Origin of the sequence: Caballeronia sp. LZ016 (assembly GCF_031450805.1) — a bacterium.
Taxonomy (GTDB): domain Bacteria; phylum Pseudomonadota; class Gammaproteobacteria; order Burkholderiales; family Burkholderiaceae; genus Caballeronia.
Genome location: NZ_JARTVY010000002.1, coordinates 89,860 through 114,023, shown reverse-complemented (window position 1 = coordinate 114,023; position 24,164 = coordinate 89,860). Strand labels below are relative to the sequence as shown.

20 protein-coding genes and 2 pseudogenes are annotated in these 24,164 nt (G+C 62.5%); 12 read left to right on the top strand and 10 right to left on the bottom strand.

The window, feature by feature from the left end; all coding sequences use genetic code 11:
- The first annotated feature begins 66 nt into the window (after nucleotides 1-66).
- Nucleotides 67-1,179 (top strand): AGE family epimerase/isomerase, encoded by a 1,113-nt coding sequence (locus tag P9220_RS14050; RefSeq protein ID WP_309765605.1) that lies wholly within the window; start codon nucleotides 67-69, stop codon nucleotides 1,177-1,179.
- Here the strand turns inward: P9220_RS14050 and P9220_RS14045 are convergent.
- Nucleotides 1,176-2,717 (bottom strand): methyl-accepting chemotaxis protein, encoded by a 1,542-nt coding sequence (locus P9220_RS14045; protein WP_309765604.1) that lies wholly within the window; start codon nucleotides 2,715-2,717, stop codon nucleotides 1,176-1,178. The two genes, P9220_RS14050 and P9220_RS14045, sit on opposite strands and share 4 nt — an antisense overlap.
- 226 nt (nucleotides 2,718-2,943) lie before the next feature.
- Between P9220_RS14045 and P9220_RS14040 the strand changes: the two genes are divergently transcribed.
- The gene (locus P9220_RS14040; RefSeq protein WP_309765603.1) at nucleotides 2,944-3,381 is read left to right on the top strand and encodes a PaaI family thioesterase; all 438 of its coding nucleotides are present in this window, start codon (nucleotides 2,944-2,946) and stop codon (nucleotides 3,379-3,381) included.
- Nucleotides 3,382-3,454: 73 nt separating this feature from the next.
- Here P9220_RS14040 and P9220_RS14035 read toward each other — a convergent pair whose 3' ends face one another.
- From P9220_RS14035 to P9220_RS14020, 4 genes are read right to left on the bottom strand one after another with little or no spacing between them, the layout of a single operon-like run.
- The gene (locus P9220_RS14035; RefSeq protein ID WP_309765602.1) at nucleotides 3,455-4,303 is read right to left on the bottom strand and encodes an ureidoglycolate lyase; all 849 of its coding nucleotides are present in this window, start codon (nucleotides 4,301-4,303) and stop codon (nucleotides 3,455-3,457) included.
- A gap of 56 nt (nucleotides 4,304-4,359) precedes the next feature.
- Nucleotides 4,360-5,103 (bottom strand): SDR family oxidoreductase, encoded by a 744-nt coding sequence (locus P9220_RS14030; RefSeq protein ID WP_309765601.1) that lies wholly within the window; start codon nucleotides 5,101-5,103, stop codon nucleotides 4,360-4,362.
- 51 nt (nucleotides 5,104-5,154) lie between these two features.
- Nucleotides 5,155-5,991, bottom strand: a complete 837-nt coding sequence (locus tag P9220_RS14025) for an amidohydrolase family protein (protein ID WP_309766750.1) — start codon at nucleotides 5,989-5,991, stop codon at nucleotides 5,155-5,157.
- Between the two features lie 8 nt (nucleotides 5,992-5,999).
- Complete coding sequence (locus P9220_RS14020; protein WP_309765600.1) at nucleotides 6,000-7,049, bottom strand: aldo/keto reductase; 1,050 nt, start codon at nucleotides 7,047-7,049, stop codon at nucleotides 6,000-6,002.
- Nucleotides 7,050-7,262: 213 nt separating this feature from the next.
- On the opposite strand from P9220_RS14020, the gene P9220_RS14015 reads away from it, so the two are divergent.
- Entirely contained in the window at nucleotides 7,263-8,063 is an 801-nt protein-coding gene (locus tag P9220_RS14015; RefSeq protein ID WP_309765599.1) for an IclR family transcriptional regulator, read from the top strand.
- Nucleotides 8,064-8,152: 89 nt separating this feature from the next.
- On the top strand, nucleotides 8,153-8,698 hold the full coding sequence (locus P9220_RS14010; RefSeq protein ID WP_309765598.1) for a hypothetical protein: 546 nt from the start codon (nucleotides 8,153-8,155) through the stop codon (nucleotides 8,696-8,698).
- Here P9220_RS14010 and P9220_RS14005 read toward each other — a convergent pair.
- Complete coding sequence (locus P9220_RS14005; protein ID WP_309765597.1) at nucleotides 8,695-11,124, bottom strand: GNAT family N-acetyltransferase; 2,430 nt, start codon at nucleotides 11,122-11,124, stop codon at nucleotides 8,695-8,697. The two genes, P9220_RS14010 and P9220_RS14005, sit on opposite strands and share 4 nt — an antisense overlap.
- A 239-nt stretch (nucleotides 11,125-11,363) precedes the next feature.
- On the opposite strand from P9220_RS14005, the gene parA reads away from it, so the two are divergent.
- The 3 genes and pseudogenes from parA to P9220_RS13995 form a co-directional block, all read left to right on the top strand.
- Nucleotides 11,364-12,026: a ParA family partition ATPase gene (parA, locus tag P9220_RS14000; RefSeq protein WP_309766748.1), complete on the top strand. Its 663-nt coding sequence runs from the start codon at nucleotides 11,364-11,366 to the stop codon at nucleotides 12,024-12,026.
- 24 nt (nucleotides 12,027-12,050) lie between these two features.
- Nucleotides 12,051-12,156, top strand: a pseudogene (locus tag P9220_RS27065) (chromosome partitioning protein ParB); the annotation flags it as partial.
- 77 nt (nucleotides 12,157-12,233) lie between these two features.
- Nucleotides 12,234-13,115 (top strand): annotated as a pseudogene (locus tag P9220_RS13995) (ParB/RepB/Spo0J family partition protein); the annotation flags it as partial.
- Nucleotides 13,116-13,136: 21 nt separating this feature from the next.
- Here the strand turns inward: P9220_RS13995 and P9220_RS13990 are convergent.
- Nucleotides 13,137-14,501: a replication initiation protein gene (locus P9220_RS13990; protein ID WP_309765595.1), complete on the bottom strand. Its 1,365-nt coding sequence runs from the start codon at nucleotides 14,499-14,501 to the stop codon at nucleotides 13,137-13,139.
- Nucleotides 14,502-16,185: 1,684 nt separating this feature from the next.
- On the opposite strand from P9220_RS13990, the gene P9220_RS13985 reads away from it, so the two are divergent.
- On the top strand, nucleotides 16,186-17,382 hold the full coding sequence (locus P9220_RS13985; RefSeq protein ID WP_309765594.1) for a DNA-binding protein: 1,197 nt from the start codon (nucleotides 16,186-16,188) through the stop codon (nucleotides 17,380-17,382).
- A gap of 24 nt (nucleotides 17,383-17,406) precedes the next feature.
- Here P9220_RS13985 and P9220_RS13980 read toward each other — a convergent pair whose 3' ends face one another.
- Nucleotides 17,407-18,426: a tyrosine-type recombinase/integrase gene (locus tag P9220_RS13980; RefSeq protein WP_309765593.1), complete on the bottom strand. Its 1,020-nt coding sequence runs from the start codon at nucleotides 18,424-18,426 to the stop codon at nucleotides 17,407-17,409.
- 199 nt (nucleotides 18,427-18,625) lie between these two features.
- Here P9220_RS13980 and P9220_RS13975 point away from each other — a divergent pair, with 199 nt between their 5' ends.
- Nucleotides 18,626-20,056: a DUF2252 domain-containing protein gene (locus P9220_RS13975; protein ID WP_309765592.1), complete on the top strand. Its 1,431-nt coding sequence runs from the start codon at nucleotides 18,626-18,628 to the stop codon at nucleotides 20,054-20,056.
- 47 nt (nucleotides 20,057-20,103) lie between these two features.
- On the opposite strand, the gene P9220_RS13970 is transcribed toward P9220_RS13975, so the two are convergent.
- Nucleotides 20,104-20,460 carry a DUF2471 family protein gene (locus tag P9220_RS13970; RefSeq protein ID WP_309765591.1) on the bottom strand — a complete coding sequence of 119 codons (357 nt, stop codon included), beginning with the start codon at nucleotides 20,458-20,460 and terminating at the stop codon, nucleotides 20,104-20,106.
- Between the two features lie 250 nt (nucleotides 20,461-20,710).
- Between P9220_RS13970 and P9220_RS13965 the strand changes: the two genes are divergently transcribed.
- Nucleotides 20,711-20,896 (top strand): CsbD family protein, encoded by a 186-nt coding sequence (locus tag P9220_RS13965; RefSeq protein WP_309765590.1) that lies wholly within the window; start codon nucleotides 20,711-20,713, stop codon nucleotides 20,894-20,896.
- 135 nt (nucleotides 20,897-21,031) lie between these two features.
- On the opposite strand, the gene P9220_RS13960 is transcribed toward P9220_RS13965, so the two are convergent.
- Complete coding sequence (locus tag P9220_RS13960; RefSeq protein ID WP_309765589.1) at nucleotides 21,032-21,634, bottom strand: XRE family transcriptional regulator; 603 nt, start codon at nucleotides 21,632-21,634, stop codon at nucleotides 21,032-21,034.
- A gap of 134 nt (nucleotides 21,635-21,768) precedes the next feature.
- Between P9220_RS13960 and P9220_RS13955 the strand changes: the two genes are divergently transcribed.
- Nucleotides 21,769-22,971 (top strand): glycine C-acetyltransferase, encoded by a 1,203-nt coding sequence (locus tag P9220_RS13955; protein ID WP_309765588.1) that lies wholly within the window; start codon nucleotides 21,769-21,771, stop codon nucleotides 22,969-22,971.
- Nucleotides 22,972-23,042: 71 nt separating this feature from the next.
- The gene (gene tdh, locus P9220_RS13950; protein ID WP_309765586.1) at nucleotides 23,043-24,074 is read left to right on the top strand and encodes an L-threonine 3-dehydrogenase; all 1,032 of its coding nucleotides are present in this window, start codon (nucleotides 23,043-23,045) and stop codon (nucleotides 24,072-24,074) included.
- Nucleotides 24,075-24,164: the final 90 nt, after the last annotated feature.

Here is a 24,164-nt window from a genome sequence, read left to right as displayed (position 1 = left end):
GGGCGGCGTTTGCTATGCTTCAGCGGCTACTGGTAGCTTTCCAGAACATTCTCACAGAGTTGTCGTATGCAAGATCGACCTACGCATGCCGCACCGGCGGCGCCATCGACGAATCCGGAATCCGGCGCGGCGCTGCGCGCGCATTACGCGAACGTCGTGCTGCCGATATGGCGCGGCCCCGGCTTCAACGCGGCGCTGCGGCTGCCCTTGGAAGCTGTCGCGCCCGACGACCACGCGCCGCTGCCGCCGAAGCGTTATCGCGCGATGGCGTGCGCGCGTCAGCTGTTCGTTTTCGCCGATGCGGGCGAACTCGAACACGCGAAGACGCTGTTCGAATCGTTGCGGCACTACTTTCGGGACACGCGGCACGGCGGTTGGTTCTACAGCGTCGATGCAAACGGCGCACCGCTCGAGCGACAGAAAGACTTGTACACGCACGCGTTCGTCGTTTTCGCGTGCGCGCACTACGCGCGGAAAAGCGGTTCGGCCGATGCACTGGCGCTGCTCGCCGAAACGTCGAATCTTGTCGAAACTCGCTTCGCGAAACCTGGCGCGGTTCTGAACGCCGCGTTATCCGACGATTTCACGGCGGCGCTTGAAGGACCGCTGCAAAATCCGCTGATGCATCTTGCGGAAGCGTGGCTCGCAGCGCGCGAGGCCACCGGCGACGCCGCCTACGACACGCGTCTCGCGACGCTCGCGGAATGGATCGCGCATACGTTCGTGCACGAGCCGACCGGCTGCATCGCCGAATTGCCGATCGGCGCTGCGAACAACCGGCTCGAGCCGGGGCATCAGTTCGAATGGTATTTTCTGGCGATCGGCAGCGGGCATGCGGCGTTCGCATCGGCGGGGCTCGACGAACGGCTCGAACGCGCGTTCCTGTTCGCGCAGAAGCACGGCATCGACGATGAAACGGGCGGCGTGTGCGCCGCACTGGACGAAACCGGCGCCGTGATCGACGGCACCCAGCGAATCTGGGCGCAGACCGAATACCTGCGCGCGCTGGCCACGCGCGGCGATCCGGTCGGCGAGCAGATCGGGCGCTTTCGCGCGCGGTTCTTGCACGAGCGGGGCTGGGTCGAATGCCGCGCGGCCGGCGGTGACATCAGCCGCGCGGACATGCCTTCGACCACGCCGTACCACCTGGCCACGGCGTACGCATCGTTGCCGCTCTAGGCGATCTGAAACACCGAAACGGCCGCCTTGAGTTGCCGCGTCTGCTCGTGCAATGACGAGGCGGCAGCCGCGGCCTGCTCGACGAGCGCCGCGTTCTGTTGCGTCATCTCGTCCATCTGCGTGACGGCCTGATTCACCTGCTCGATGCCGACGCTCTGCTCCAGCGACGACGCGCTGATTTCCGCCATCATCTGCGTGACGCGCGAAATCGAAGAGGACACGTCACGCATCGCCGCGCCGGCGCGTTCCACGAGCACGGAGCCGTCGCTGACCTGCGCGACCGATTCCCCGATCAATTCCTTGATTTCCTTTGCCGATTGCGCCGAGCGTTGCGCCAGTCCGCGCACTTCACCCGCGACGACCGCAAAGCCACGTCCTTGCTCGCCCGCGCGTGCGGCTTCGACGGCCGCGTTCAGCGCGAGAATGTTGGTCTGGAACGCGATGCCGTCGATCACCGAAATGATCTCCGCGATCTTGTGGGAGCTCTGCGCGATCCCGCGCATTTTCTCGACCACGTCGTCGACCACGCTGGAGCCGCGCGACGTGGCTTCGAGCGCATCGCCGGCGAGCGCGTTGGCTTCGCGTGCGTGATCGGCGTTCTGTCGCACGGTCGCCGTGAGTTCTTCCATGCTGGATGCAGTTTCTTCCAGCGATGCCGCCTGATTCTCCGTCCGCGCCGACAAATCGGCGTTGCCGCTCGCGATTTCATCCGCGCCGAAGTTGATCGACTCCGACGTTTCGCGCACCGTCTTCACCGTGCTGGCGACGCTCGCCTGCATCGCGGCGAGACCCGCGAAGAGACGGCCGATTTCGTTGGTGCCGCGCTCCGCGATGCGCTCGTCCAGACGCCCTTGCGCGATGCGTTCGAAGTGACGGCCCGCTTCCTCCAGCGGCGCGATCACGCCACGGCGCAACGTCAGATGGACGAGGACGACGCCCGCCAGAAGGGCCACGGCGATCGCGAAACCCACGGCGCGGAACAAGGCGTAGCGCGCATCAATCGATTCGAGATACGCATTGCTCGACGCATTGCCGAAATCGACGAACTTCTGCTGCTCGGCGAGATAGCGGTCCTGGAAGCCTTGCGTCGGCTGATCGAGGAACGCCTGGAGATTATTGGAATCGAGATATTGCACGAGCTCGGAGAGCGCCTTTGCGTACTCCGCGTATTTCGCCTTTAACGCGGTCATGCGCGCGACGTTCTCTTCGCCGGTCTTCGGCGCATCGAGGAACGCGGAAAACGACTTGTCGGCGAGCGCGATCTCTTCACGCGCATGCTGCACGATCTCGACCGGCTCGGTGCCGCCGCGCACCATGCGCGTTCCCGCGCGCGACAGGTTGATGCGCGCGTCCATCAGATGCTGCGTGGTCTTGTTGACCGCGTTGACCTGCTTGAGCGCGATATCGGACAGGCTGCCGACATCGCCGTGCGTGCGCGAAAGCGACCAGAACCCGAGCCCTTCGGTCACGAGCTGGAACAGGCAGAACACGACCAATACCGCGAGCAAACCCGATGACACCTTGATCTTTCCCAACATCACTCTCACCCGACTAACGAATTGAGCCGTTTCAACTCACGGCGATAGTGCGGGTTTACGGCAGCGGGCGCCGCAAGCTTGAATCGTTCGCCCGAAAGTCTGTCTATGCGACTGGATTGCACCGAAACGCACCATTGCACGAATTCCGCCGAACGTGCTTGCGCCGCACGCGTTCGCTGCCTATTGTCTTTGCAGGACGGCGCTGAACCCACCAAGGAGTGTCCGAATGGCCGAAATCGTCGATATCGCCCGCGGTGCGCTGAATGCGCAACCGTTCAGCGCCTTGCTCGGAACCAAGCTGATGCAGGTCGATTCAGCAAGCCTCACGCTGTGTCTGCCGATCCGCGACGAGCTGAGGCAGCAGCACGGCTTCGTACACGGCGGCGTGGTGAGCTATCTCGTCGACAACGCGCTGACCTTCGCGGGCGCGCTGCGGCTCGGTCCGAAGGTGGTCACGGGGGAATACAAGATCAATCATCTGCGCCCGGCGGTCAGTGGCACGCTGATGGCCCGCGCGCGCGTCGTCCACGCGGGGATGACGCAGGCGACGTGTCAGTGCGATGTCTTCGTCACCGATGGTAATGCCGAACGGCTCGTCGCGGTCGCGCAAGGGACGGTCGCGCGCATCGGCGACAGCGCGATCGAGGCGTTTTATCACGCCTGACGCGTTTTTCGTCGCTCCATACGTGCGAAAGCCTCGCCACGGCATGTGGCGAGGCTTTTCGTTCACCTGACGCTTACTGCGCGGCTACGGTCTTCTGCTGCTGCTCGCCGAGGCCCTCTATGCCGAGGCGCATCGTCTGGCCGGCTTTCAGATACACCGCGCTCGGCTTCACGCCCATGCCGACGCCCGGCGGCGTGCCGGTCGAGATGATGTCGCCGGGCTGCAGGCTCATCACTTTCGACAGGTACGCGACGAGTTGCGCGACGGTGAACACCATCGTCTTCGTGTTGCCGTTCTGATAGCGATGGCCGTCCACTTCCAGCCACAGATCGAGCTTCTGCGGATCGGCGACTTCGTCCTTCGTGACGAGCCACGGACCGATCGGGCCGAACGTGTCGAAGCCCTTGCCCTTGTCCCACTGCGTGCCGTGCTCGAGCTGCCACTCGCGCTCGGAGACGTCGTTGATCACGCAGTAGCCCGCGACGTAATCGAGCGCGCTGGCTTCATCGACGTACTTGGCTTCCTTGCCGATCACGACGCCCAGTTCGACTTCCCAGTCGGTCTTCTTCGACTCGCGCGGAATTTCGACGTCGTCGTTCGGGCCGCAAATCGCGCTCGTCCACTTGCCGAAGATCACCGGCTCGGTCGGCACCGGCAGGTTGGATTCGGCGGCGTGATCCGCATAGTTCAGGCCGATGCACACGAATTTGCCGACGCGTCCGACACACGGCCCGATGCGCGGATTGCCCTCGACCACCGGCAGCGACGCCGGATCGGCGGCACGCACTTTCGCCAGGCCCGCTTCGGTCAGCGTCGCGCCGGCGATGTCGTCCACGACTGCCGACAGGTCACGAATTTGCCCATCCGCGTCGAGAAGACCCGGCTTTTCCTGACCCTTCGGGCCGTAACGAAGCAGCTTCATCTGGTTTGATCCTCGTATTTCTGCAGCAAGTTGAAAAGGAATGCGCGGCGAGCCTGTTAGTTCGACCAGCCGCCATCGATGATGTGAATCTGACCCGTCGTGAACGACGACTCATCGGAACCGAGGTACAGCGCGAGCGCGGCGATTTCCTCGGCGCGGCCGACGCGGCCCATCGGCTGGCGCGCGACGAACGCGGCCTGCACCTGATCGACGCTCGCGCCTTGCGCCTGCGCCTGCTCCGCAATGCGCTCCTTGAGCGACGGCGATTCGACCGTGCCCGGACAGATTGCATTGCAGCGGATGCCGCGCGTGACGAAATCCGCCGCGACCGACTTCGTGAGTCCGATGACCGCCGCCTTCGACGCGCCGTACACGAAGCGGTTCGCGACACCCTTTACGCTCGACGCCGCCGACGACATGTTGATGATCGAGCCGCCGCCCTTCTCCAGCATCGCCGGCAAGAACGCGCGAATCGTGCGGTACATCGCCTTCGCGTTCAGGTCGAAGGCGAAGTCCCAGTCGGCTTCGCTCGCTTCGAGAATCGAGCCGGCGTGGACATAGCCCGCGCAGTTGAACAGCACGTCGACCGGGCCGACTTCCTTCGCGAGATCGTCGATGGCCTGGGTGTCGCGCACATCGAGCTTGCGCACTTCAAAAGGCTTGCCGTCCAGCGATTCGATGCGGATGTCCGTTGCGATCACGCGCGCGCCTTGCGCCGCGAACATTTCCGCCGTCGCGAGGCCGATGCCCTGTGCCGCCGCCGTGATCAACGCGGTCTTGCCTGCCAGTCTTTGTACCATCCACTGCTCCAGTCGAAATTGATTTTGAGACATGCCCGGTATAGAGGGATTTCAAAGGCGGTAGAACGCGCGGGCGTTTGCGCCGAAAATCGCCTCCTGGCCGGTTTTATCGAGATGCGCGGTGAGTCGCGTGGCGACGGCGTGCCAGTCAGTGTATCCGCCGTTGAGATTCAGCACCGGCCAATCGCTACCCCACATCAGCCGTTCGGGGCCGAAATGCGCGAGCAGATGCGCGATAAAGGGTTGAAGCGTCGCGTCGGTCCAGCCCTTGGCTGCTTCAGTGGCGAGGCCCGAGAGCTTGCAGGACGGTTTCTGCGGCAACGCGGCGAGCTGCGCGATGCCGTCGGCCCACGGTTGCCAGGCCGCATCGACGCCATCGCGAATCGGCGGCTTCGCCCCATGATCGATGACGATGCGCAACGCCGGGTAACGGCGCGCGAACTCGATCAGCGACGGGACATGCCGCGCGAAGATCAGCGCATCGAAGGCGAGATCGCGTTCGATGAGGCATTCGATCGCTTCGGCGCGCGGCGCGTGGGCGATCCACGTGTCGTCGGGCAAGTCCTGCAACATCGGGCGGACGCCTTTGAATTTCGGGTCGCGCGAAAATTCGTCGATGAAATCGACGGCGTCGACAGAATCAAGCGGAATCCAGCCGACGACGCCCGCGATGGAATCGTCGCCACGCGCGATATCGAGCAGATAACGCGTTTCTTCGACGGTCGGCGCGGCTTGCACCGTCACCGTGCGCGCAATGCCCGAAGCCACGCGGAGCGGTTCGAGATCTGACGGCCCGAACACCCGATATAACGGCTCTAGTGCCGGCGTGAGCCAGCCGTAGTCGCCGCGCGCCGGGTCCCAATAGTGCTGATGCGCGTCGATTCTCAGGGCCATGTTCACTCCGGCACGGGTGCGTTCGGGTGCAGCAAGCCTTCCGCCCGCAACGCTTTCCACAGCGACGAAGGAATCGGCGCTCCGAACGATGCAGCGTTCTCACGGACTTCACCGGGATTGCGCGCGCCCATGAGCACCGTCGCCACAACTTTGTGCGCATAAGGAAACTGGAGGGCGGCGCTCGATAGCGCGACGCCATGCTCGCGACACACGCGTTCGAGCTTGCCTACCCGTTCGATAATTTCCTTCGGTGCGTCGCCGTAGTTGAACTTGAGATCGCCATGCGCGTTCGTGTCGAGACCGCGTGCCAGAATCCCGGAGTTGAATGCGCCGCCGAGCAGGATGCTCACACCGCGCTTCTCGCATTGGGGCAATAGGTCGTCGAGCGGATTTTGTTCGAGCAGCGTGTAGCGACCGGCAAGCAGCGCGCAGTCGATCTCGTATTCGGCCATCGCTTCCATGACCGCCGCGCTTTCGTTCACGCCGAGGCCGACCGCTTTCACCCCGCGCGACTGCTTGAGTTCATCGAGCGCGCGGAAGCCGCCTTCGTCCGTGAGTTGCCGCCAGTACTGCGCGTTCATTTCGCAGTGCGTGTATCGACCGATATCGTGAATCAGCACGATATCGATGTCGATCATGCCGAGCCGCTGCTGGCTGTCCTCGAAGGATCGCAGGATGCCGCCGTAGGTGTAATCGTAGATGGCCTGGAAGGGCAGCGGATTCGCCCAGCCTTCGCTGCCATCGTCGGGCGTCGTTCTCGGGACGAAGCGGCGGCCGACCTTCGTCGAGATCACGAAGTCTTCGCGCGGATAACGCCGCAACGCATCGCCCAGACGATGCTCGGCCTTCGTGTGGCCGTAGTGCGGAGCGGTATCGAAAAAACGGATGCCCGCGCCCCACGCGGCGTCGACGGTGTCGCGCGCTTCTTCTTCCGTCAGCTCGTGGTAGAGACCGCCGAGCGGCGCCGTGCCGAGCGACAACGCCGTTACTTCTAGCGGCGTGCGTCCAATTGGGCGTCGGCGTAGGACGACATCCTGCGTTTCTGCGCTCATCTGCAAACCTCGATCAATCGATGCGGGTGGCTGCGGCGGAGCCGCTGATCGCGGCTGGCGGAATTTCAGGCGGGCAAGTTCGACGTCAGCAGCAAGGAAAAACCCTCGATGTGACGATTCACCAATGAACGTATTATTCATATTCGCACAACGCCAAGTCAAGAAATGCGGCCGGCAGCCTCGTCGGTGATTTCCCTTAGCGCTCCGGGACCCATGAATCGACGCACGCCATCTTCGCTGGACCTAGCCGACCTCGATGCTGACCGCTATCGAGCGCCCGCGCTCGACAAAGGGCTCGACATTCTCGAACTGCTGTCGGAACAAAAGTCGGGGCTTACGCGCGCTGAGATCACGAAGATGCTGGGGCGCAATGCGAGCGAGATGTATCGAATGCTCGAGCGCCTCGTTGCGCGGCAATATGTCGTGCGCTCTCCGGAAGGCGACCGTTACTCGCTGGGGCTGAAGTTGTATGCACTTGCGCATCGGCATCCGCCGACGCACCGGCTCATTGCGGAAGCGTTGCCTGTGATGCAGCGTTTCACCGATGCCGCCGAGCAATCGGTTCATCTGGCCGTCTACGATCGAGGTAATCTCCTCGTCATCGCTCAAGTAGACGGGCCGGGCACGTGGGGCATTTCCGTTCGGCTCGGCTCGCGCGTCGGCCTGATCGACACCGGATCGGGGCGCGTCATGCTCGCGTTTCAGACGGACGAACAGCGCGCGCACATGCTGGCCGAGCACACGAAAGTCAAAGGCGAACTCCCGGTCGACGACGCCGTGCTGGACGCCGAGCATCGACGCATCCGCGAACTCGGCTACTGGAAGAAGGACAGTCAGCAGACTTTCGGCGTCACCGACGTAGCGTTCCCGCTGCTCGGCCCCTCCGGTCAGGCGATCGCGGCGCTGACGTGTCCGTATATGCGGCGCATCGACGAATATGTGGCGCCCTCCGTCGACGATGTGACCGCACTTCTACACCACGCCGCGCGCGCCCTCTCGATGACGCGCGACTGAGCGGCGGCATCGCGCGTTAGAATGGCGGCCCTCTCAAAAAGGCGGCCTTCGTATCGACGGGCCGCTGACCTTCATCCAGCGCATTACTCATGGCGAAACTTCTCTCCGATTCAGAATTTCAGCGTTTTTCCGAACTACAGCAAAAGCAGGCGAGCTTCACGATCACAACGGATGAAGCGGACGAGTTGCGCGATATCGTCGCGCGCGCACAGAAGAAGCGTGACGACCGTGCCGCCGCGATGCAGTCCATCGAAACGCATATCGCGCAGTTCGACATCAGCCCTGACGAGCTTTTCTCGCCCGAGCAGATTGGCGAAGCGGCGCGCACCTACGGGCTCATTCCTGCTGCGAAGAAAGAGCGCACACTTCCGCCGCAACTGATCTACAACGGCAAGCCGTATCAGTGGACGTCGCGCGCGCTGCCGGATGAAATCCGCGAACCGCTTTTCGAAGCGTTCACTTCGGGGCAGTCGGTGAAAACGTTCATCGCGACGCCGAAGGACGCCGCGCGCTGCGCATTGACCATCGCCCGGCTGGAACGTGAAACGGGAAGTTCGTATGCCGAATCATTGCTGAGCGAGTTGTCGCTCACGCGCGCGCAAGTCGACGACGCGGTCGCCAGGCTCGCAGCCTAAGCTCGTATCGTTTCGGGCGGATGCGCCGGCGCGTCGCAAAGGCGCATCCTGAAACCCACGACGCCCGGATCCTCGGTCCTGATCAGTTCGAATCCCGCTTTTTGCGCCAGCGCGATCATGCCCGCGTTCTCGCGCAGCGCCTCGCCGATGATCCATCGCGTACCGCGCTTGCGCTCGTAGTCGATGATTCTCGATAGCAGCAACCACCCCAAGCCCTGCCCTTTCATGTCCGAGCGCGCGGCCAGCGCGAACTCGGCGGTTTCATTGTCGGGATCGGCAATCGCTCGCGCCACGCCGAGCGTCTCGTGCGCGCCGTCGTCTTTCTTGCGCGTCACGATGAGCGCCATCTCGCGGTCGTAATCGATCTGCGTCATTCGCGCGAGCTGCGAATGATCGAAGCTGCGCACTGCGCCGAAGAAGCGCAGGCGCAGATCTTCGGCAGTGTTCGCGGCGACGAACGCACGATGCGCGTCTTCGTCTTCCGGTCGAATCGGCCGCACCGTCAGGCGCATGCCGCGCCAGTCGAGCGTCTCTTCCATCGCGCGCGGATACGGCACGATCGCGAGCGGCTTCCGATGCGAACCGAGCGTCAGTTGCGGCTCAAGGACGGTTACGGAATCGCGCTTCACGCGAAACGTCAGCTTCAGCGCGACGATCTCCTCGAGATAGCAGACCAGTTGCGATAGCGCAGTCAGCGCGTTGAGAAGAAGCTCGGCGGGTAATTCACGCGCGCGCGGCGAGGTGGCGATCAGGTCGCGGGCGAGCACGGGATTGAGCGGCGGGAGCGCAAACTCGTGGAGCGAATCTGCCAGTCCCAGCGCGCCGGCAGCCCGGAATTCGAACGCCGGGCCGAATATACGGTGGTTGATGAGCCGCGTTTCGATATCGATGGCATCCGGCGGCGTCGGATCGGTCGCGCCCGGCTTCACAACGAAGCCGAAGCGTGCGCACATGCGGGCGGCCGGTTCGCCAGATAACTCCGCGACGCCGTTCGCCAACCCGGCGCGGACTTCGCGCTGTGCGTCGTCGATGTCTTTCGGGACGTCTGCGGGAACGCCGTCTGGCGTCTGCATCAGCAGCTCGCGCCCTTGCCGGAAATCCACGAGACGGGCGAAGCCGCGCGCGAGGCGATGCGGCGTCGTGTGCACCGGGATGCCGTTAGCGTGCAGTTCGTCGCGCGTTTCCGAATCGACGCAGCCGAAGAAGCACGCGAGCAGGCCACGATAAGCGTGCCGCCGTTGTGCAATTAAAGTGCGCGCTACATCGGCGACGGGCGCGCTGTGCGTCGGCGCATGAACGACGAACACGGTGCCGGTTTCGCGATGCGGCGCGAGCGCTTCGAGCGCGACGCCAAAGTCGGCGGGCGATGCGTCATCGCCGAGCAGTAGCGGATTGCCGGTTCGCGCTCGGGGCAGCGCGGCAGTTACCGCATCGCGAGCGGCAACTGGCCAAGGCGCGAGGTCACCGCCCGCACCGCCGAACGCGTCCATCGCCAAGGCGGCGACACCGCGGTCGCTGGTTATGACGGTCGCTGTGTCGCTCGTTGCCACCCTGCCGACGCCGAGCGTTTCGATTTCATCAAGCAGGTCGTCGAGCGAATCGACGCGGACAAGTCCGGCGCGACGGAAAGCGGCGTTGTAGAGGCGATCGAACGGATCGTCGCGACCCGTGCGTAACACCAGAACGGGTTTGTTTCGTGCTGCGGCGCGTGCCGCCGACATGAATTTGCGCGCCGAGCTGACGTGCTCGATCGCGAGCAGAATTGCGCGCGTCGATGGGTCGCTCGCCAAGAAGTCGAGCATATCGCCGGAGTCGACATCGGCTTCATCGCCGAGAGCGACAATTCGAGAGAAACCCAGGCCGCGCGCAAGTGCCCAGCCGAGGACGCCGTTCGTTAGCGCGTTCGAGCCCGAAACCCACGCGACACCGCCCGGCTTGACCGTACAGGCGGGCGCGCCGATGCATGCGCCCATCGACGGCGTCACGACACCGATGCTCGCTGGCCCGACGACGCGGATAAGAAAAGGCCGTGCAGCCGCCAGTGTTCGCGTGGTCCATTCGCTTGCCTCGTCGGACGCGATGCCCCCTGCGCGGTGCACGCTGTCCGAGCGCGGTCGTGCCTCGCCGACGATGACCACCGCTTTCGTTCCTCGCCGCCCCAATGCTTCGACAAGCGATGGCCAAGTCTGCGGACGCGTGCATAGAACAGCGACTGACGGCGCATCCGGCAAGTCTTGAACATCTTTGTACACCCGTACGCCGTTCAGCGACTCGTGCCGCGGATTCACCGGCCAGATCGGGCCTTCGAAACGGGCACATCGGGCCCGCTCCCAAACCATTTCGCCGATCGTCCCCACACGCGGCGACGCACCGATAACGGCAATGGACTTAGGCGCAAAGAGGATGTCGAGGTTGCGAACTGTCATGGGCGGCTCTCCGATGTGCGGCACGGATAAGCATAGGCGATGTTGATCGGTCGATCGCTGCCCGACGGTCGCGGCAGTGCTTTATGCGCATAAAGTTGCCCCGCGCGCCAACAGCGCTGGCTGCTTTATGCGCATAAACCTTGTCCGAATGGCTATCCGCTGCAACGTTTGACGAATCCGGCTGGAAAAACATTGACCACAATGTAGAATTCAAACGCGATCAAATTTCGGAGTTAATTGTGGCGGCGGAAATCATAGCGATCACGCAGCAGAAGGGCGGTGTGGGCAAGAGCACTATCGCCATGCACCTCGGCGCTGCTTTTCATGAAAAGAAGAAGCGGGTGCTCGTGGTTGACGCGGATGGCCAAAACACCTTGATCCATTGGTCCAGCGCCGCATCTGAAGACAATAGCGGCATCCCGTTCCCCGTCGTCAATCTCTCGGAAGCGGGCGGGCAGATTCATCGGGAAATCAAGAAGTTCGTCAACGACTACGACATCATCGTCGTGGATTGCCCACCCTCCATCACCGAGAAAGTTTCGGGCGTCGTGCTTCTGGCTGCGAGTATTGCGGTCATACCGACGTCGTCTTCGCCGGCCGACTATTGGTCGAGCGTGGGATTGGTGAAGCTCGTGCAGCAGGCACAGGTCATGAACGAGGACTTGCGCGCCGTCTTCCTGCTGAACAAGACCGAAGAGAAGCGGATGCTGACGCGCGAACTCAAGGTTGCGCTGGAAGAACTTGGCTTTCCCCTGTTGAAGACGCAGATACCCACGCGGGAGTGCTACAAGCAGGCGATGGCCCTCGGCCAGACGGTGCTTCAAATGAGCGATCGCGGGGCGCGCCTCGCCGCTGCCGAGATTCGCGCCTGTGCCGACGAGATCGTCGCCATGCTCCCCTGACTTTATGCGCATAAAGGACACTGAATGAAACCGTCGCAGTTTGCCAAGGGCTTCAAGGCTCGCCCGGACACGACCAGCAGCGAGAAACGAACCGCGCTCGACAGGCTGAATGCGATCGACGGCATCGTCGACATCCAGCACGTCTCACAGACCGCCGCCAATGGCCGCTCCAGCGCGTTCGTCGCGGATGAACAAATGGAAGCGGTTGCCGGCGCCGAATCGGATGAATATCGCGCGTGGCGCCGGGCGAATCGCTATACGGCAGGGCAGGTCATCGACTTGCCTTTGAAGGCGATAAAACCGAGCCCTTTCAATCCACGCCACTTCTATCTGAAGGCGTCGATTGCTGAACTGGCCGTGAATCTCGCCAAGCAGGGTCAGCAGCAGGCGATCCACGTCATTCCCGACTACGAGAATCCGGGCACCTTCTTCGTCAGCGATGGCGGCCGGCGCGTGCGTGCGCTCAAGGAAGCGAACAAAGAGACGGTGAAAGCGGTGGTCGTCGATCTGCCGATCGGCATCGAGAGCTACAAGCTGGGTTACGACCTCAACGTTCAGCGCGATTCGCAGACCGTCTTCGACAACGCTGTCGTCTGGAGGCGCTTCCTCGACGAGCAGCACTTCCAGAGTCAACGTGAGCTGGCGGATCATCTCGGACTCGACGAATCGACGATTGCCGTAGCTTTATCGATCGCCAAGCTACCCGAGAACGTGATGCAAGAGATGGTCGCACGGCCCGATCGATTTGGCTCGAACATGGCCTATCAGATCTCGCGGTATCACACGGCGCGTGGAAGCGATGCGACGCTGCGGCTCATCAACAAGATCACGTCGGACGATCTGAGCACGCGCCAGGTTGCGGATATCGTCAAGGGACGTGCAAGCCCGCAGGAGACGCCGAAGCCCGCAGGACGGCAGCGGTATGCGCAACGCCTGGAGATCAAACTCGACGGCGTTTCCGTGGGCGACCTCAAATCTTACGGCGAAGACCGGCTTGAATTGAGACTGCGCGGACTATCGCGGGAGCGACGCGACGAGTTGCTTCATCAAATCGAGGCGATGCTTCAGTCCGACCAGACCAAGGACTGAATGCTTGAGTGACGGCGCGGCTCAGGCCGCGCGCGACTGGCTCAGCGTGAAAGCCAGCAGGTCGCCATCGGTAGGCTCGCCCCAGGTCTCGCGGGCGAGCCAATCAAAGAACGACGTCTCCGCCAGCTTCGAATCGAGACCACGCTTGCGCCAGTCATCGCGCATGTGCGAGCCCAACTCCGGCAGGACTGTTTCCTCGAAGCTCTGGCGTGCGAGCTCCCGTTCTTTCTCACCTTGCTCGTCGTACAGCGCACGAGCCTCTTTTCGCCGATAAGCCGAGAACTCGCTCAGCAACCGAGCCTTGAGATCGTCGGCAGCGGACGCGCCCGCTGCACCACCGCGCGTCGGAGTTCCGTTTGCGGCGGTGGGCAACGCTTCGACGGGCGGCGCGTAGCCCTTCTTGAGCGCATCCTTGAACAAAGCGGCGGCGCTGCGCACCGGCGGCAGCGTCGTGCTGCGCATGCGCTGCTCGGTCATCTGCAGGGCCGCACGGATGCGGTTTTCCTCGCTATCGGCATACAGCGTCTGCGCTTCCTTTAGCGGAATGCCGATCTTCACCATGCGGTCGACGAGCGTGCTGTCAAAGACGTTCGGATGTTCATCGAGCGCGAGCATCGGCTGCTTGCGCTCCGTGACGCGAAACTGAATCTCAGCAACGCGACGCCCCTCTCGATGCTCCACGAGCTCAACGAAGATGTTCGTCACCGCATTCACTTCAGCGATGGCGGGACGCAAGTAGTCGCGCTTGAAGTATTTGTACTCGCGCTTCGCTTCGTCGCCTGCTTCGGTGTCCGGCGTGCCGGAAAGGATCGGCCGCCACCACTCCCACGTTTCGCGCATGGTCAGATGGCTGGGATTGGTCAAATACCGGACGCAAATCTCATAAAGCGCGAGGCCGGCACTGCTGCGCAATTGACTCTGGAACTGCAGGCTCAGCCGGGCATACTGCACCGGGTCGAGCAGCTTCTTCTTGATCTTCGGCGCGAACGAGAATTCAACCCATACACGCCGCGTCGTCGGGTCTTCGAGAATTTCCGCATCCGCGATCAGCGTCGAGATGCCCCACTTGCGCCCCGGCTTTTGACTCGATGTGCCGGTGCTCCACTCGACCTGCACGGACACCATCCGGCGCAAATGCTCCTTGACGAGGGCGGTGTCGTTGGAATCGAACGCCGAATTCGCAACGATGTCCGACAGCAGCGCGCGATAGGTATCGCCCGACTCGTCCGCCTGTTGCGCAACAGCAAGCAGCACGTTGAAGAGTTTGCGAGTCAGCAGCGTAATCTTCCCGCTCTTGGGCTGAATGGCGATGGCTTCGACAGCTTTGCGCAATTCGGCCGAGCTAGGGCTGACGACGTCGGTTTTCTTGGCGCGCTTGGTAGCCATGCGTCTGGGAGGAACGAGATTGCGAGAAAGGATACCGGGTGTGGTGAAGTGAGTAAACGGGCGCGGTTTCACCATGACAGGGTGACGGCAGCGACGGCGCCCAAACTCACTGCAGTGCGTTCCCGTAAAGCCTCACCACTCACCGAAACGTGCTGGCTGAAAGAGCTAGAAGCCATGGGGGTTAACGGTTGGCAACGTTTTCCGGGGCTTGTTTCTACGTGATCGGTAGCTCCCGAAAAGCCTCACCCGAAATTTTTTTGGCGGCAATACCGGTGTTGTCTGGCAAAGACACCGGCCCGCGCGCCATTTTTTGCCGGGACTGTGGCTATGAATGCGTGCTGCCGCACATTTGGAGTGGCCTCAGAGAGATCGTCCGCCTTGTTAAGCTCCCGCAAAGTCTCACCCTTGCCTGCGTGGCTTATTGATAGCGCGTGCATACTGTCCTTGCGCCGACTAGATGCTACCGCGAAGGCCTCCCGCAAATGCTCACCTGCCATCAATAACGCGCCTTTCACGCTGCTCCTGAAACTGCTCACCCTACAGCCCCTGAAAATCCTCACCTTTAGCGACTCCAGCCAAAAAAGCTCCGTCCGTACAATCACTTACGTGCTTCGGATGGCCTTGCTGATCAATATTCGACTTCCCGAAAAGACTCACCGTTGGCGAACGGATGTCGTCCACCTCCCGTATTAGCTCACGTTTGGGTAGCCGGGCGCACTAAATGAAGCTTCCAAGGTGCCCGCCAACGGCCTGAGGGTAGCCACGCAATCGGCCGTCTTGGACGTACGCTCCCGAAAATCCTCACCGATCGCATGGAGCCAGAGCGGTTTGTCGCCCGTTGTCACAAACTAGCTCCCGCAAACACTCACCTTTGCGGTCGGAAAGGCGTTCAGCGACGGTCATCAACTCGAGTTCAGTCGATGCTCTCCCGAATAAGCTCACCGGACGCATTAAACGCTAGCGGAAACGCTCCAAATCCCGTACTAGCTCACCGCATGTTTGCTTCTTCGCCCGAAAAGCCTCACCTTATGGAAAAAATGGCTCCGACCTAGGGCCAATCGAGCGTTAATTGGCCATCCCGTAGAACCTCACCTTTCATTAACCAATTGCTTCGCAACGAGCCAGAACTGGCGAGGCGCCTTGCGCGATGTCTTCCTGCATGCCCTCACCGATCGACTCAGGCAGCGCCCCGAACCCGCTCACCATCTTTCCCGGTTGTCCTCACGCATTGTCCCGAAGGCCGCCACCGTTGCATCCCGTAACGCCTCACCATACATCCCGGAGCCTCTCACCCAATAGGCTGGAATCCCTTGTCGTATAAGGCTTTGGCGAGGCGTTAACGGTTTTAACTTGGTTCAAAGGTGTTAACTTTTACTACTCTCTAGAGCCCCGCGAGTAGCTCTCAGCAACGTCAACCAACATCCCGGAAAGAAGCGCAAGCCTCTATGTCACCGACGTGGAACACCAGGGGACACGCCCAGTGCTCAAAAAGCCTTGCGTTTTCAGTGCGTTACCGGCACAAGCTGAACACGTTTCACGACGTTAGCCTATAACTATCCCGGAGAAACCACTGCTTCGGCACAGTCGACGTCCAACTGCATTCTCCTCCCTTACAATCGAGCCACCTTGTTTCTCCCGAAACGTAAAGCGTTATGAACGTTACGCTTCACCACACCGACAGTCTATGGATACACAACTTCGCGACACGCTTCGCCAGGAACTCGACGCCATGCGCAGCACCGGCGCACGTCGGCAAGACCTCTCGCACCACGCCTGCAAGCGCTTGTTCTTTGATCTGGGCGTGCGTCCCTCGGTCACGACCGTCCGCGATTTGACGCAAACCGGCAGCGCAAGCGACATCCCCCGCGATATAGAGTCGTTTTGGGAAATGGTCCGCTCGACACTACGTGTTCGCGTCGAAGCGGGCGCAATTCCGGAACCGCTGCAACAGCGCGCCGGCGAATTGCTTGCGGAGCTTTTCGCCGAGGCGCGTCGACACGCCGATACCGCGTTGGCCGCGGACCGCGCCAAGGTCGACGCAAGCGTACTTTCCGCCCAAGCCGCCACCCGCGACGCCGAGGTGCGCTGCCAGGCCATCGAGCAGGCGCAACGGCGCGCCGAAATGCGAGCGGAAGCCGCTGCGGCACAGGTTGCGTCGCTGGAGGCGGAGTTAAGGGCGTCGCGCGCTCGCGAATCGCACGCGCAGAGCGATCTGCGCGACCTGGTCACGCGTCTCGAGGGGGAAAACAGGGCGCTTTCTGAACGCATCGCGCGCGAGCAGGCCGATGCCGCGCGCCTTCGTGATCGTATCGACGAGCTACAGAGCGAACTGCGCCACAACACCGAGCATTACGCGCAGCAGATCAAGGATGCAGTGAAGGACGCTGAACGACGAGTCAAGCCGATGCTCGTCGAACTCGACGCATTGCGCGGCATGGCGGCGACGTATCAGACCAAAGTACGCGAAGCCGGGCAGAAGGAATTCGATTTCCTTCAACAACTTAGCGCGGCGCGAACGCGCGCTGACCGGCTGGAATCGCAAGTGCGGGAGCAATCCGACGAAATCGATGCACTGACACGCGAACGCGACGCCCATCGCGTGCGGGCCGGCATGAGCGCCGAGGTGGGCGGGTTGATCGCATCGCTCGCGGCAGAGGGCCGCCTGACATCAGCCGAAATCGCCGCGCTCGGCACGCAAGTCGATGCGTACATCGCCGCGCCGGCAGACTGTCCGGCGTGCGAGAGCGCCGAACCGGAATTGCAGCGGCACGAAGACGAATTCGAACTGTCGTGCCCCCACTGCGAGCGTAGTTCGGGCGCGGTCGCGTCCAAGCTGGCGGCGGTGCAGGCGTTTCTCCGCCCCACTTCGGCGCGCGTGTGACAGCCGTTGCGGCGACGGTCAGTCCTAAAGGTGAGCGTTTTCGGGACCGGTGCTGTCGTCCGCGCCGGCGCGCGCTCGGGCGACATCGCGCTCCCGTATCTGCTCACCCATCCACTCCTGCCAGGCCCGATGCAGCCGATGAACCGAGATCGACTGCTGAAAGCCCAGCCATTGGCCGACGCGCTCGGGGTCGGTGCCATCGTCGAATAGTTCGGCTGCGTAGGTATTGCGCAGCGTCTGCGGACTCGCTCGCGCGGCCCGCGATGCCCCGATGCCGGACGCCGCGACGACGGCATCGATGGCGCGCAGCATCGTCGCCTTGTGCATCGGACGGCCGGACGGCGCCGCAGGAAACAGCAACGTACCCGCGAGCCCGACCGCCTTCCGTTCCGCGATCCAGCCGTCGAGCAACTCGACGGCGAACGGCGCAAGCCGCGCCTGCCGGATTTGCAGCGGATTCGATGCGTCGACGGTGACGTACGGCGCACCGGGCGCGTAGCAGTCGACGGTCAATTGCGCCGCCTCACCCGTCTTGACGCCCGCGCCGAGAAACGCGGCGACGAGCGCACGGTCGCGCCGCTCCCGCCAGCGCTGGCCCGTCGCAAGCTCGCCGAGCGGGGAAAAGAGATGCGTGATCAGCGCCGCCCGCTCGTCGTGGGTCAGGAATCCGGTCGGTTCGTTGTCGCGCGCCTTGCGCCAGGCGGCATCACCGTCCTGGGCGATGAACCGTGCGGGATTGGTCGCCGCCGATTCCACCTCGCGCACGTGATCGAGCACACGCTCGATCAGTCGCAGATAACGCATGCGTTGCGGCCGCCGGATATCGAGTTGAGAAATGAATTGCTCGATGACCGGCCGCTGCACCGTATGCAGCGTCGTCCGCTTGGCGGTCAGCCATTCGAGGAAGTTTCCCCATTGCGCGCGATACACATCGGCCGATGACGCCCGGAATTCCTGTTGGGCGAGCCAGGCGTCGAAGGCTGCGTGCGGGTCTGCCTGCCAGTCGGCGCGGTGTTGGTCGAAGAGATCGGAAGTGTTCGGCATGGTGTTCGAAAGGCGTCTGACAGCGCCATATTGCGTTCCGGAAAGAGTCAGGCTTGGAGCCGCTGACGTCAAGAGCACAGTGGCGCTCAAATGTGTCGAAGTGTCAGAAGGATTGTCTTGCCCCGTCCGCAGCCGATCGTCTACTGTCTTGTGCGAGGCCTTGCGTCCGACACGAGACGAAGGCAAGGAGGGGCGATCGATGGCGCAAACGCAGCGCGTGCAGTCGTGGCAGGAGCGGCGTGCCAACGGGCGGGCCGCACGGCAACGCACGTCCCGCGGCGCCCAAGCGATGATCGGAGACGTCGATCGGGACCCCATCCAATTGCTGCGCATTAGCAGCGAAAGACGCGTCGCGACGCTGGTGCCGCTGCGCTACGGCCGGATGCTCGCTTCGCCGTTCGCGTTCTATCGCGGCAGCGCGATCGTGCAGGCGCACGATCTGGCCGGCACGCCCGATAGCGGTATCCCGATCCAGATCTGCGGAGATTGTCACCTCGCGAACTTTGGCGGCTTTGCGACGCCCGAGCGCACGCTTATCTTCGATCTCAACGATTTCGACGAGACCGCGCGCGGACCGTGGGAGTGGGATCTTAAGCGCCTGACCGCGAGCTTCACCGTTGCGGGCCGGCATTTAGGCATGGGCGGTCTGGCTGCCGACGAGCTCGCGTATCGCACCGTTGAAAGCTATCAGCGACACATGCGCGAATACGCCGAGATGGGCGTGCTCGATCTATGGTACGAGCGAATCAGCTTCGCGCGACTGTACGATCTTGTTCAGACCGACGCTGCCCGGCGCCGCATCCGGCGAAGTTTCGAACGCGCGTCGCGGCGCACGCACGACACTGTGCTGCCGAAGCTCGCGGACAAGGACGGCGACGGCTGGCGCATCCGCGATGCCCCGCCCGCCGTGTTCCACATCCGCAGCGAGAGCACGCTCATCGATCAGGCGGACGAATGGATGACGCTGTCGGGCGATCGTGCAACGCTTCTGGGATCGCTGATGCAGGATTACACGAGATCGCTGACGCCGGAGCGGGCGGCGCTGCTCTTGCAGTTTCACCTCGAGGACGTCGCGTTCAAGGTGGTGGGCGTTGGAAGCGTGGGCACGCGCTGTGTCGTGCTGCTCTTCACCGACCATCACGGCAGGCCGTTGTTTCTACAACTGAAGGAGGCGTCGACGTCGGTCGTCGCGCGATACCTGCCCCAACACTCCGCGAAAAGCCAACACGAGGGTCAACGAGTCGTTCACGGACAACGCCTGATGCAGGCGGCGAGCGATCCGTTCCTCGGCTTCGCGACCGGTGCGCTCGGACGCACCTTCTACGTGCGCCAACTGCGCGACATGAAGATTTCCGTTCAGATCGAAACATTCGACGACGAAGCGCTCCGCAACTACGCCGCACTCTGCGGCTGGGCGCTCGCCCGGGCGCACGCGAAGGCTAGCGGCCTCGCGCTGGAGATATCGGGCTACATCGGCAGCGGCTCGCGGCTGGTCGACGCGCTCGTGAGCTATGGCCGCGCCTATGCCGACCAGGTCGAGAAAGACTATGAGCGATTTCGCCGCGCCTGCCGTAGCGGCGAGTTGCAGGCGCGCACCGACGCTGACATGGCCGCCGACTTCGCACTCTGATGGCGTCGACTTCTGCGGATGGTCGCGCGACCAGGTCCCACGACGTGTCAGTGGGCAGCGACGGAAAGTTGCGGCCTGCCTTGCCGGGCGGCGCACTCGTAGGCATCCACTACGAACGCAAACACGGCAGGCAACGCGTTGGACGATGCGAGGTCGACGACGTCATCGGTCTCCGGGAAATGAAAGCCGTCCGGGCGCGCGAACAATTCGCGCAACGCGGCTTCGTGGCGTCCGGCGAAACCGAGATCCGCAACGGCTTCGGCTTCGATCGCATGCAGCAGGCGCCAGGTAAGCGGCACACTTTTCTCGATATAACGCCCTGCGATTTGTCTCGTGATGCGTTCGAGGTCACGAACCGCGCGCTCGAACTGCTTTCTGCTGAGATGTTCGCCGTTCGACTCCATATTCACCTCCTCTAGCGGTCTCCAGTACTGTATAAATATACAGTACTCGCATCGATGAAAATAGCGTCGCGCTGTTCCGTTGCGCTGTATGTGCGATTCCGCCTACGTGCGATTCAGACATGCGCCGCTATGAGCTTGCGCTCGGGAAGCGCATCGTAGAGCCGTGCTTACGCGGCATCCCGCGTTGAACTCGCGGGCGTCACAACGAAGCATGCGCGCACTCTGAGCGCGAAACCAAAGGAGAGCCAGAATGAACAAGGACCAGATTGAAGGCGTTGGCAAGCAGGTGAAGGGGAAGGTCAACGAAGTGGTCGGTAACGCAACCGATGACCCGGCGCAGGAAGCCAAGGGCGACATGCAGCAAGCAGCCGGGAAGATTCAGAAGGGCGCGGGAGATGTCCGCGAAGACGTGAAGGACACTCTGAAGAAGCCGTAACACATACTGGCGGCGATGGCCGCTGGACTTTGAGCGGGACGCCGGGTCGGCGTCCCGTTTTTACTTGACGGCGGGCCGCTGCCCAACTTGATGCGCATAAAGTTCCGCTCGCACTGACGCCCGCAGCACGCCGGCTCATCCGTGAATCACCACCAGCAGTGCCTTCGCTTCCGATCTTCCTGCATTTCGAATGGAATGGCCATCGTCGGCAGCGTACCGGGCTGTCTCGCCCGCCTTCAGACGTCGCGTCGTGCCTGCCGCTTCTACCTGTATCGTTCCGTTGAGCACGGTCATGTGCTCCCGCGTCCCCGGCTCGTGCGCGTTCGATCGGAGCGCCGCCCCCGGCTGCAGCGTGAGTTCGTACCACTCGAACTTGCCTGCCAGTTCGATCGGCCCCCACACCCGCAGCTGATATCCACCGTTGTCACCGCTTAGCGTCGGTATCTCGTGCGGGCCGGCCACGCGAATCGCTTCGAGCGGCCGTTGCTGCGCGAACAATTGATCGAGGCTGATTCCGAGCGCGTTCGTCAGCCTCCATGCGACGGCTATCGTCGGATTCGCCTTGTCGCGCTCGATCTCCGACAACATCGACTTGGAAACCCCTGCTGCACGGGATAAGTCATCGAGCGTCAACTTTCTCTCGTTGCGCAACCGTTGAATCTGTTCCCCGACGCGCGGCGGCGACGATGCGGACGGTGCCGGTTCCCCGGCTGCCTGCGTGGAGCGAGCGCTTGCCATGACTTCTTCGATCCTTTACAGTGTTCGGCATATCGGAAGGTTGTTCGAAATATCGAACTCGTCCGATGCGATGCATGGACTATAACAGGGCTATGGGCCACGCGCCGAGCGCCCGCATTCACAGGATGCTGCTGATGAACGACCGATATTTGACCCATCTGCGCCAAACCATCGATGAAATTCGCGCGGCCGGTTTCTACAAGACCGAACGAGTCATCGCCAGTCCGCAGTCGTCGGATATTCGGCTCGACAGCGGGGCGGAAGTACTCAACTTCTGCGCGAACAACTATTTAGGCCTCGCCGACGACCCGCGTTTGATCGCCGCCGCGAAAGCGGGTCTCGATGCAGACGGCTTCGGCATGGCGTCGGTGCGTTTCATCTGCGGGACGCAGACCGTGCATAAGCAGTTGGAGCGTGCGATCGCGGAGTTCCTTCAGACCGATGACGCCATCCTCTATTCAAGCTGCTTCGACGCGAACGGTGGCCTGTTCGAAACGCTGTTGACCGATGAAGACGCGATCATCAGCGACGAACTGAACCATGCGAGCATCATCGACGGCGTGCGTCTGTCGAAGGCGCGACGACTGCGCTACAAGAACAACGACCTCGCCGACCTGGAAGCGCGTCTGAAAGAAGCCGATGAAGCCGGCGCGCGCTTCAAGCTGATCGCGACCGATGGCGTGTTTTCAATGGACGGCATTATCGCGGACCTCGCCGGCATCTGCGATCTTGCGGATCGCTACGACGCGCTGGTGATGGTCGACGACTCCCACGCCGTCGGTTTCATTGGCGAGCACGGACGGGGCACGCCGGAGCGTTGCGGCGTGCTGGACCGCGTCGACATCATTACCGGGACGCTTGGGAAAGCGCTCGGCGGTGCATCGGGAGGATATGTCGCCGCTCGCAAAGAGGTCGTCGAGTTGCTGCGGCAACGAAGCCGGCCGTATCTTTTTTCGAATACGCTTGCGCCGAGCATCGCTTCGGCTTCCTTGAAAGTGCTTGAGTTGCTTGCGAGCAACGAAGGCGCCGACTTGCGCGAGCGCGTCCGGCAAAACGGCGCACATTTCCGCCAAGCCATGACCGCGCTCGGCTTCGACCTCGTGCCCGGTGAACATCCGATCATTCCCGTCATGCTCGGCGATGCGCAACTCGCATCCCGAATGGCGGAAGCATTGCTCGGGGAAGGTGTGTACGTGATCGGCTTCTGTTACCCAGTCGTGCCGAAAGGCCGCGCACGCATTCGAACGCAAATGAGCGCGGCGCACACGCCGGAGCAGATCGATCGGGCGGTAGACGCGTTTGCCCGAGTGGGGCGGCGGCTGGGCGTCATCCGCTGAGCCTTTATGCGCATAAACTCGGCCGAGCATCGTGCGGCCACAGCACCCAAAGCAATCCACAGGACCAACGCATGAAAGCCCTTGCTAAACTCGAACGCGCTCCCGGTCTCACATTGACAGACGTCGAGCGTCCCGAGGTCGGTCACAACGATGTCCTCATCCGCATCCGGAAGACCGCCATCTGCGGCACCGACATTCATATCTGGAAGTGGGACGACTGGGCTCAAAAGACGATTCCCGTGCCGATGCATGTCGGGCATGAGTACGTTGGGGAGATCGTCGAGATCGGACAGGAAGTGCGCGGGTTCGCTGTCGGCGACCGCGTTTCCGGTGAAGGGCACATCACGTGCGGCTTCTGCCGCAATTGCCGCGCGGGCCGGCGGCATCTTTGCCGCAACACGGTCGGAGTCGGCGTGAATCGCGAAGGCGCTTTCGCCGAATACCTCGCAATCCCCGCCTTCAACGCGTTCAAGATTCCGCCCGATATCTCCGATGACCTCGCCGCAATCTTCGATCCCTTCGGCAATGCAACGCACACGGCGCTTTCATTCAATCTCGTCGGTGAGGACGTGCTCATTACCGGAGCGGGTCCGATCGGCGTGATGGCGGCGGCTATCGCGCGGCACGTGGGCGCGCGCAACGTTGTCATCACCGATGTCAACGATTATCGGCTGGACCTTGCTCACAAGATGGGCGCGACGCGCGCCGTCAACGTGACGCGCGAGGATCTGCGCGACGTCATGCATGAACTCGGCATGACCGAGGGCTTCGACGTCGGCCTCGAAATGTCGGGCGTTCCGAGCGCCTTCACTTCAATGCTGGAGTCGATGAATCATGGCGGCAAGGTTGCTTTACTGGGCATTCCGCCCGCGCAGACTGCCATCGACTGGAATCAGGTCATATTCAAGGGGCTCGAAATCAAAGGCATTTACGGCCGCGAAATGTTTGAGACCTGGTACAAAATGGTCGCCATGTTGCAGAGCGGTCTGGACCTGTCGCCGATCCTGACGCACACGTTCCCGGTCGATGACTATCAGCGCGCGTTCGAGACAATGCTCTCCGGTAACAGCGGCAAGGTCGTTCTCGACTGGACGGGCGCTTGACCATCCCTTTAGCATGATGCTCGGCGGTATCCCGCGCCAACAACGCTGATGCGCAGAGCATCTGACTGGCTCTCAAGTAGCGTCGTCAAC

Bases quoted from the DNA above. Each gene is read 5' to 3' on its own strand.
- P9220_RS14030 (WP_309765601.1), bottom strand. From the start codon at position 5,103: ATGGTACAAAGACTGGCAGGCAAGACCGCGTTGATCACGGCGGCGGCA.
- P9220_RS14020 (WP_309765600.1), bottom strand. From the start codon at position 7,049: ATGAGCGCAGAAACGCAGGATGTCGTCCTACGCCGACGCCCAATTGGA.
- P9220_RS13960 (WP_309765589.1), bottom strand. From the start codon at position 21,634: ATGGCAAGCGCTCGCTCCACGCAGGCAGCCGGGGAACCGGCACCGTCC.
- P9220_RS14035 (WP_309765602.1), bottom strand. From the start codon at position 4,303: ATGAAGCTGCTTCGTTACGGCCCGAAGGGTCAGGAAAAGCCGGGTCTT.
- P9220_RS14005 (WP_309765597.1), bottom strand. From the start codon at position 11,124: ATGACAGTTCGCAACCTCGACATCCTCTTTGCGCCTAAGTCCATTGCC.
- P9220_RS14040 (WP_309765603.1), top strand. From the start codon at position 2,944: ATGGCCGAAATCGTCGATATCGCCCGCGGTGCGCTGAATGCGCAACCG.
- P9220_RS14015 (WP_309765599.1), top strand. From the start codon at position 7,263: ATGAATCGACGCACGCCATCTTCGCTGGACCTAGCCGACCTCGATGCT.
- P9220_RS13955 (WP_309765588.1), top strand. From the start codon at position 21,769: ATGAACGACCGATATTTGACCCATCTGCGCCAAACCATCGATGAAATT.
- P9220_RS13975 (WP_309765592.1), top strand. From the start codon at position 18,626: ATGGCGCAAACGCAGCGCGTGCAGTCGTGGCAGGAGCGGCGTGCCAAC.
- P9220_RS14045 (WP_309765604.1), bottom strand. From the start codon at position 2,717: ATGTTGGGAAAGATCAAGGTGTCATCGGGTTTGCTCGCGGTATTGGTC.
- P9220_RS13990 (WP_309765595.1), bottom strand. From the start codon at position 14,501: ATGGCTACCAAGCGCGCCAAGAAAACCGACGTCGTCAGCCCTAGCTCG.
- P9220_RS13970 (WP_309765591.1), bottom strand. From the start codon at position 20,460: ATGGAGTCGAACGGCGAACATCTCAGCAGAAAGCAGTTCGAGCGCGCG.
- P9220_RS14010 (WP_309765598.1), top strand. From the start codon at position 8,153: ATGGCGAAACTTCTCTCCGATTCAGAATTTCAGCGTTTTTCCGAACTA.
- P9220_RS14050 (WP_309765605.1), top strand. From the start codon at position 67: ATGCAAGATCGACCTACGCATGCCGCACCGGCGGCGCCATCGACGAAT.
- tdh (WP_309765586.1), top strand. From the start codon at position 23,043: ATGAAAGCCCTTGCTAAACTCGAACGCGCTCCCGGTCTCACATTGACA.
- P9220_RS13965 (WP_309765590.1), top strand. From the start codon at position 20,711: ATGAACAAGGACCAGATTGAAGGCGTTGGCAAGCAGGTGAAGGGGAAG.
- P9220_RS13985 (WP_309765594.1), top strand. From the start codon at position 16,186: ATGGATACACAACTTCGCGACACGCTTCGCCAGGAACTCGACGCCATG.
- P9220_RS13980 (WP_309765593.1), bottom strand. From the start codon at position 18,426: ATGCCGAACACTTCCGATCTCTTCGACCAACACCGCGCCGACTGGCAG.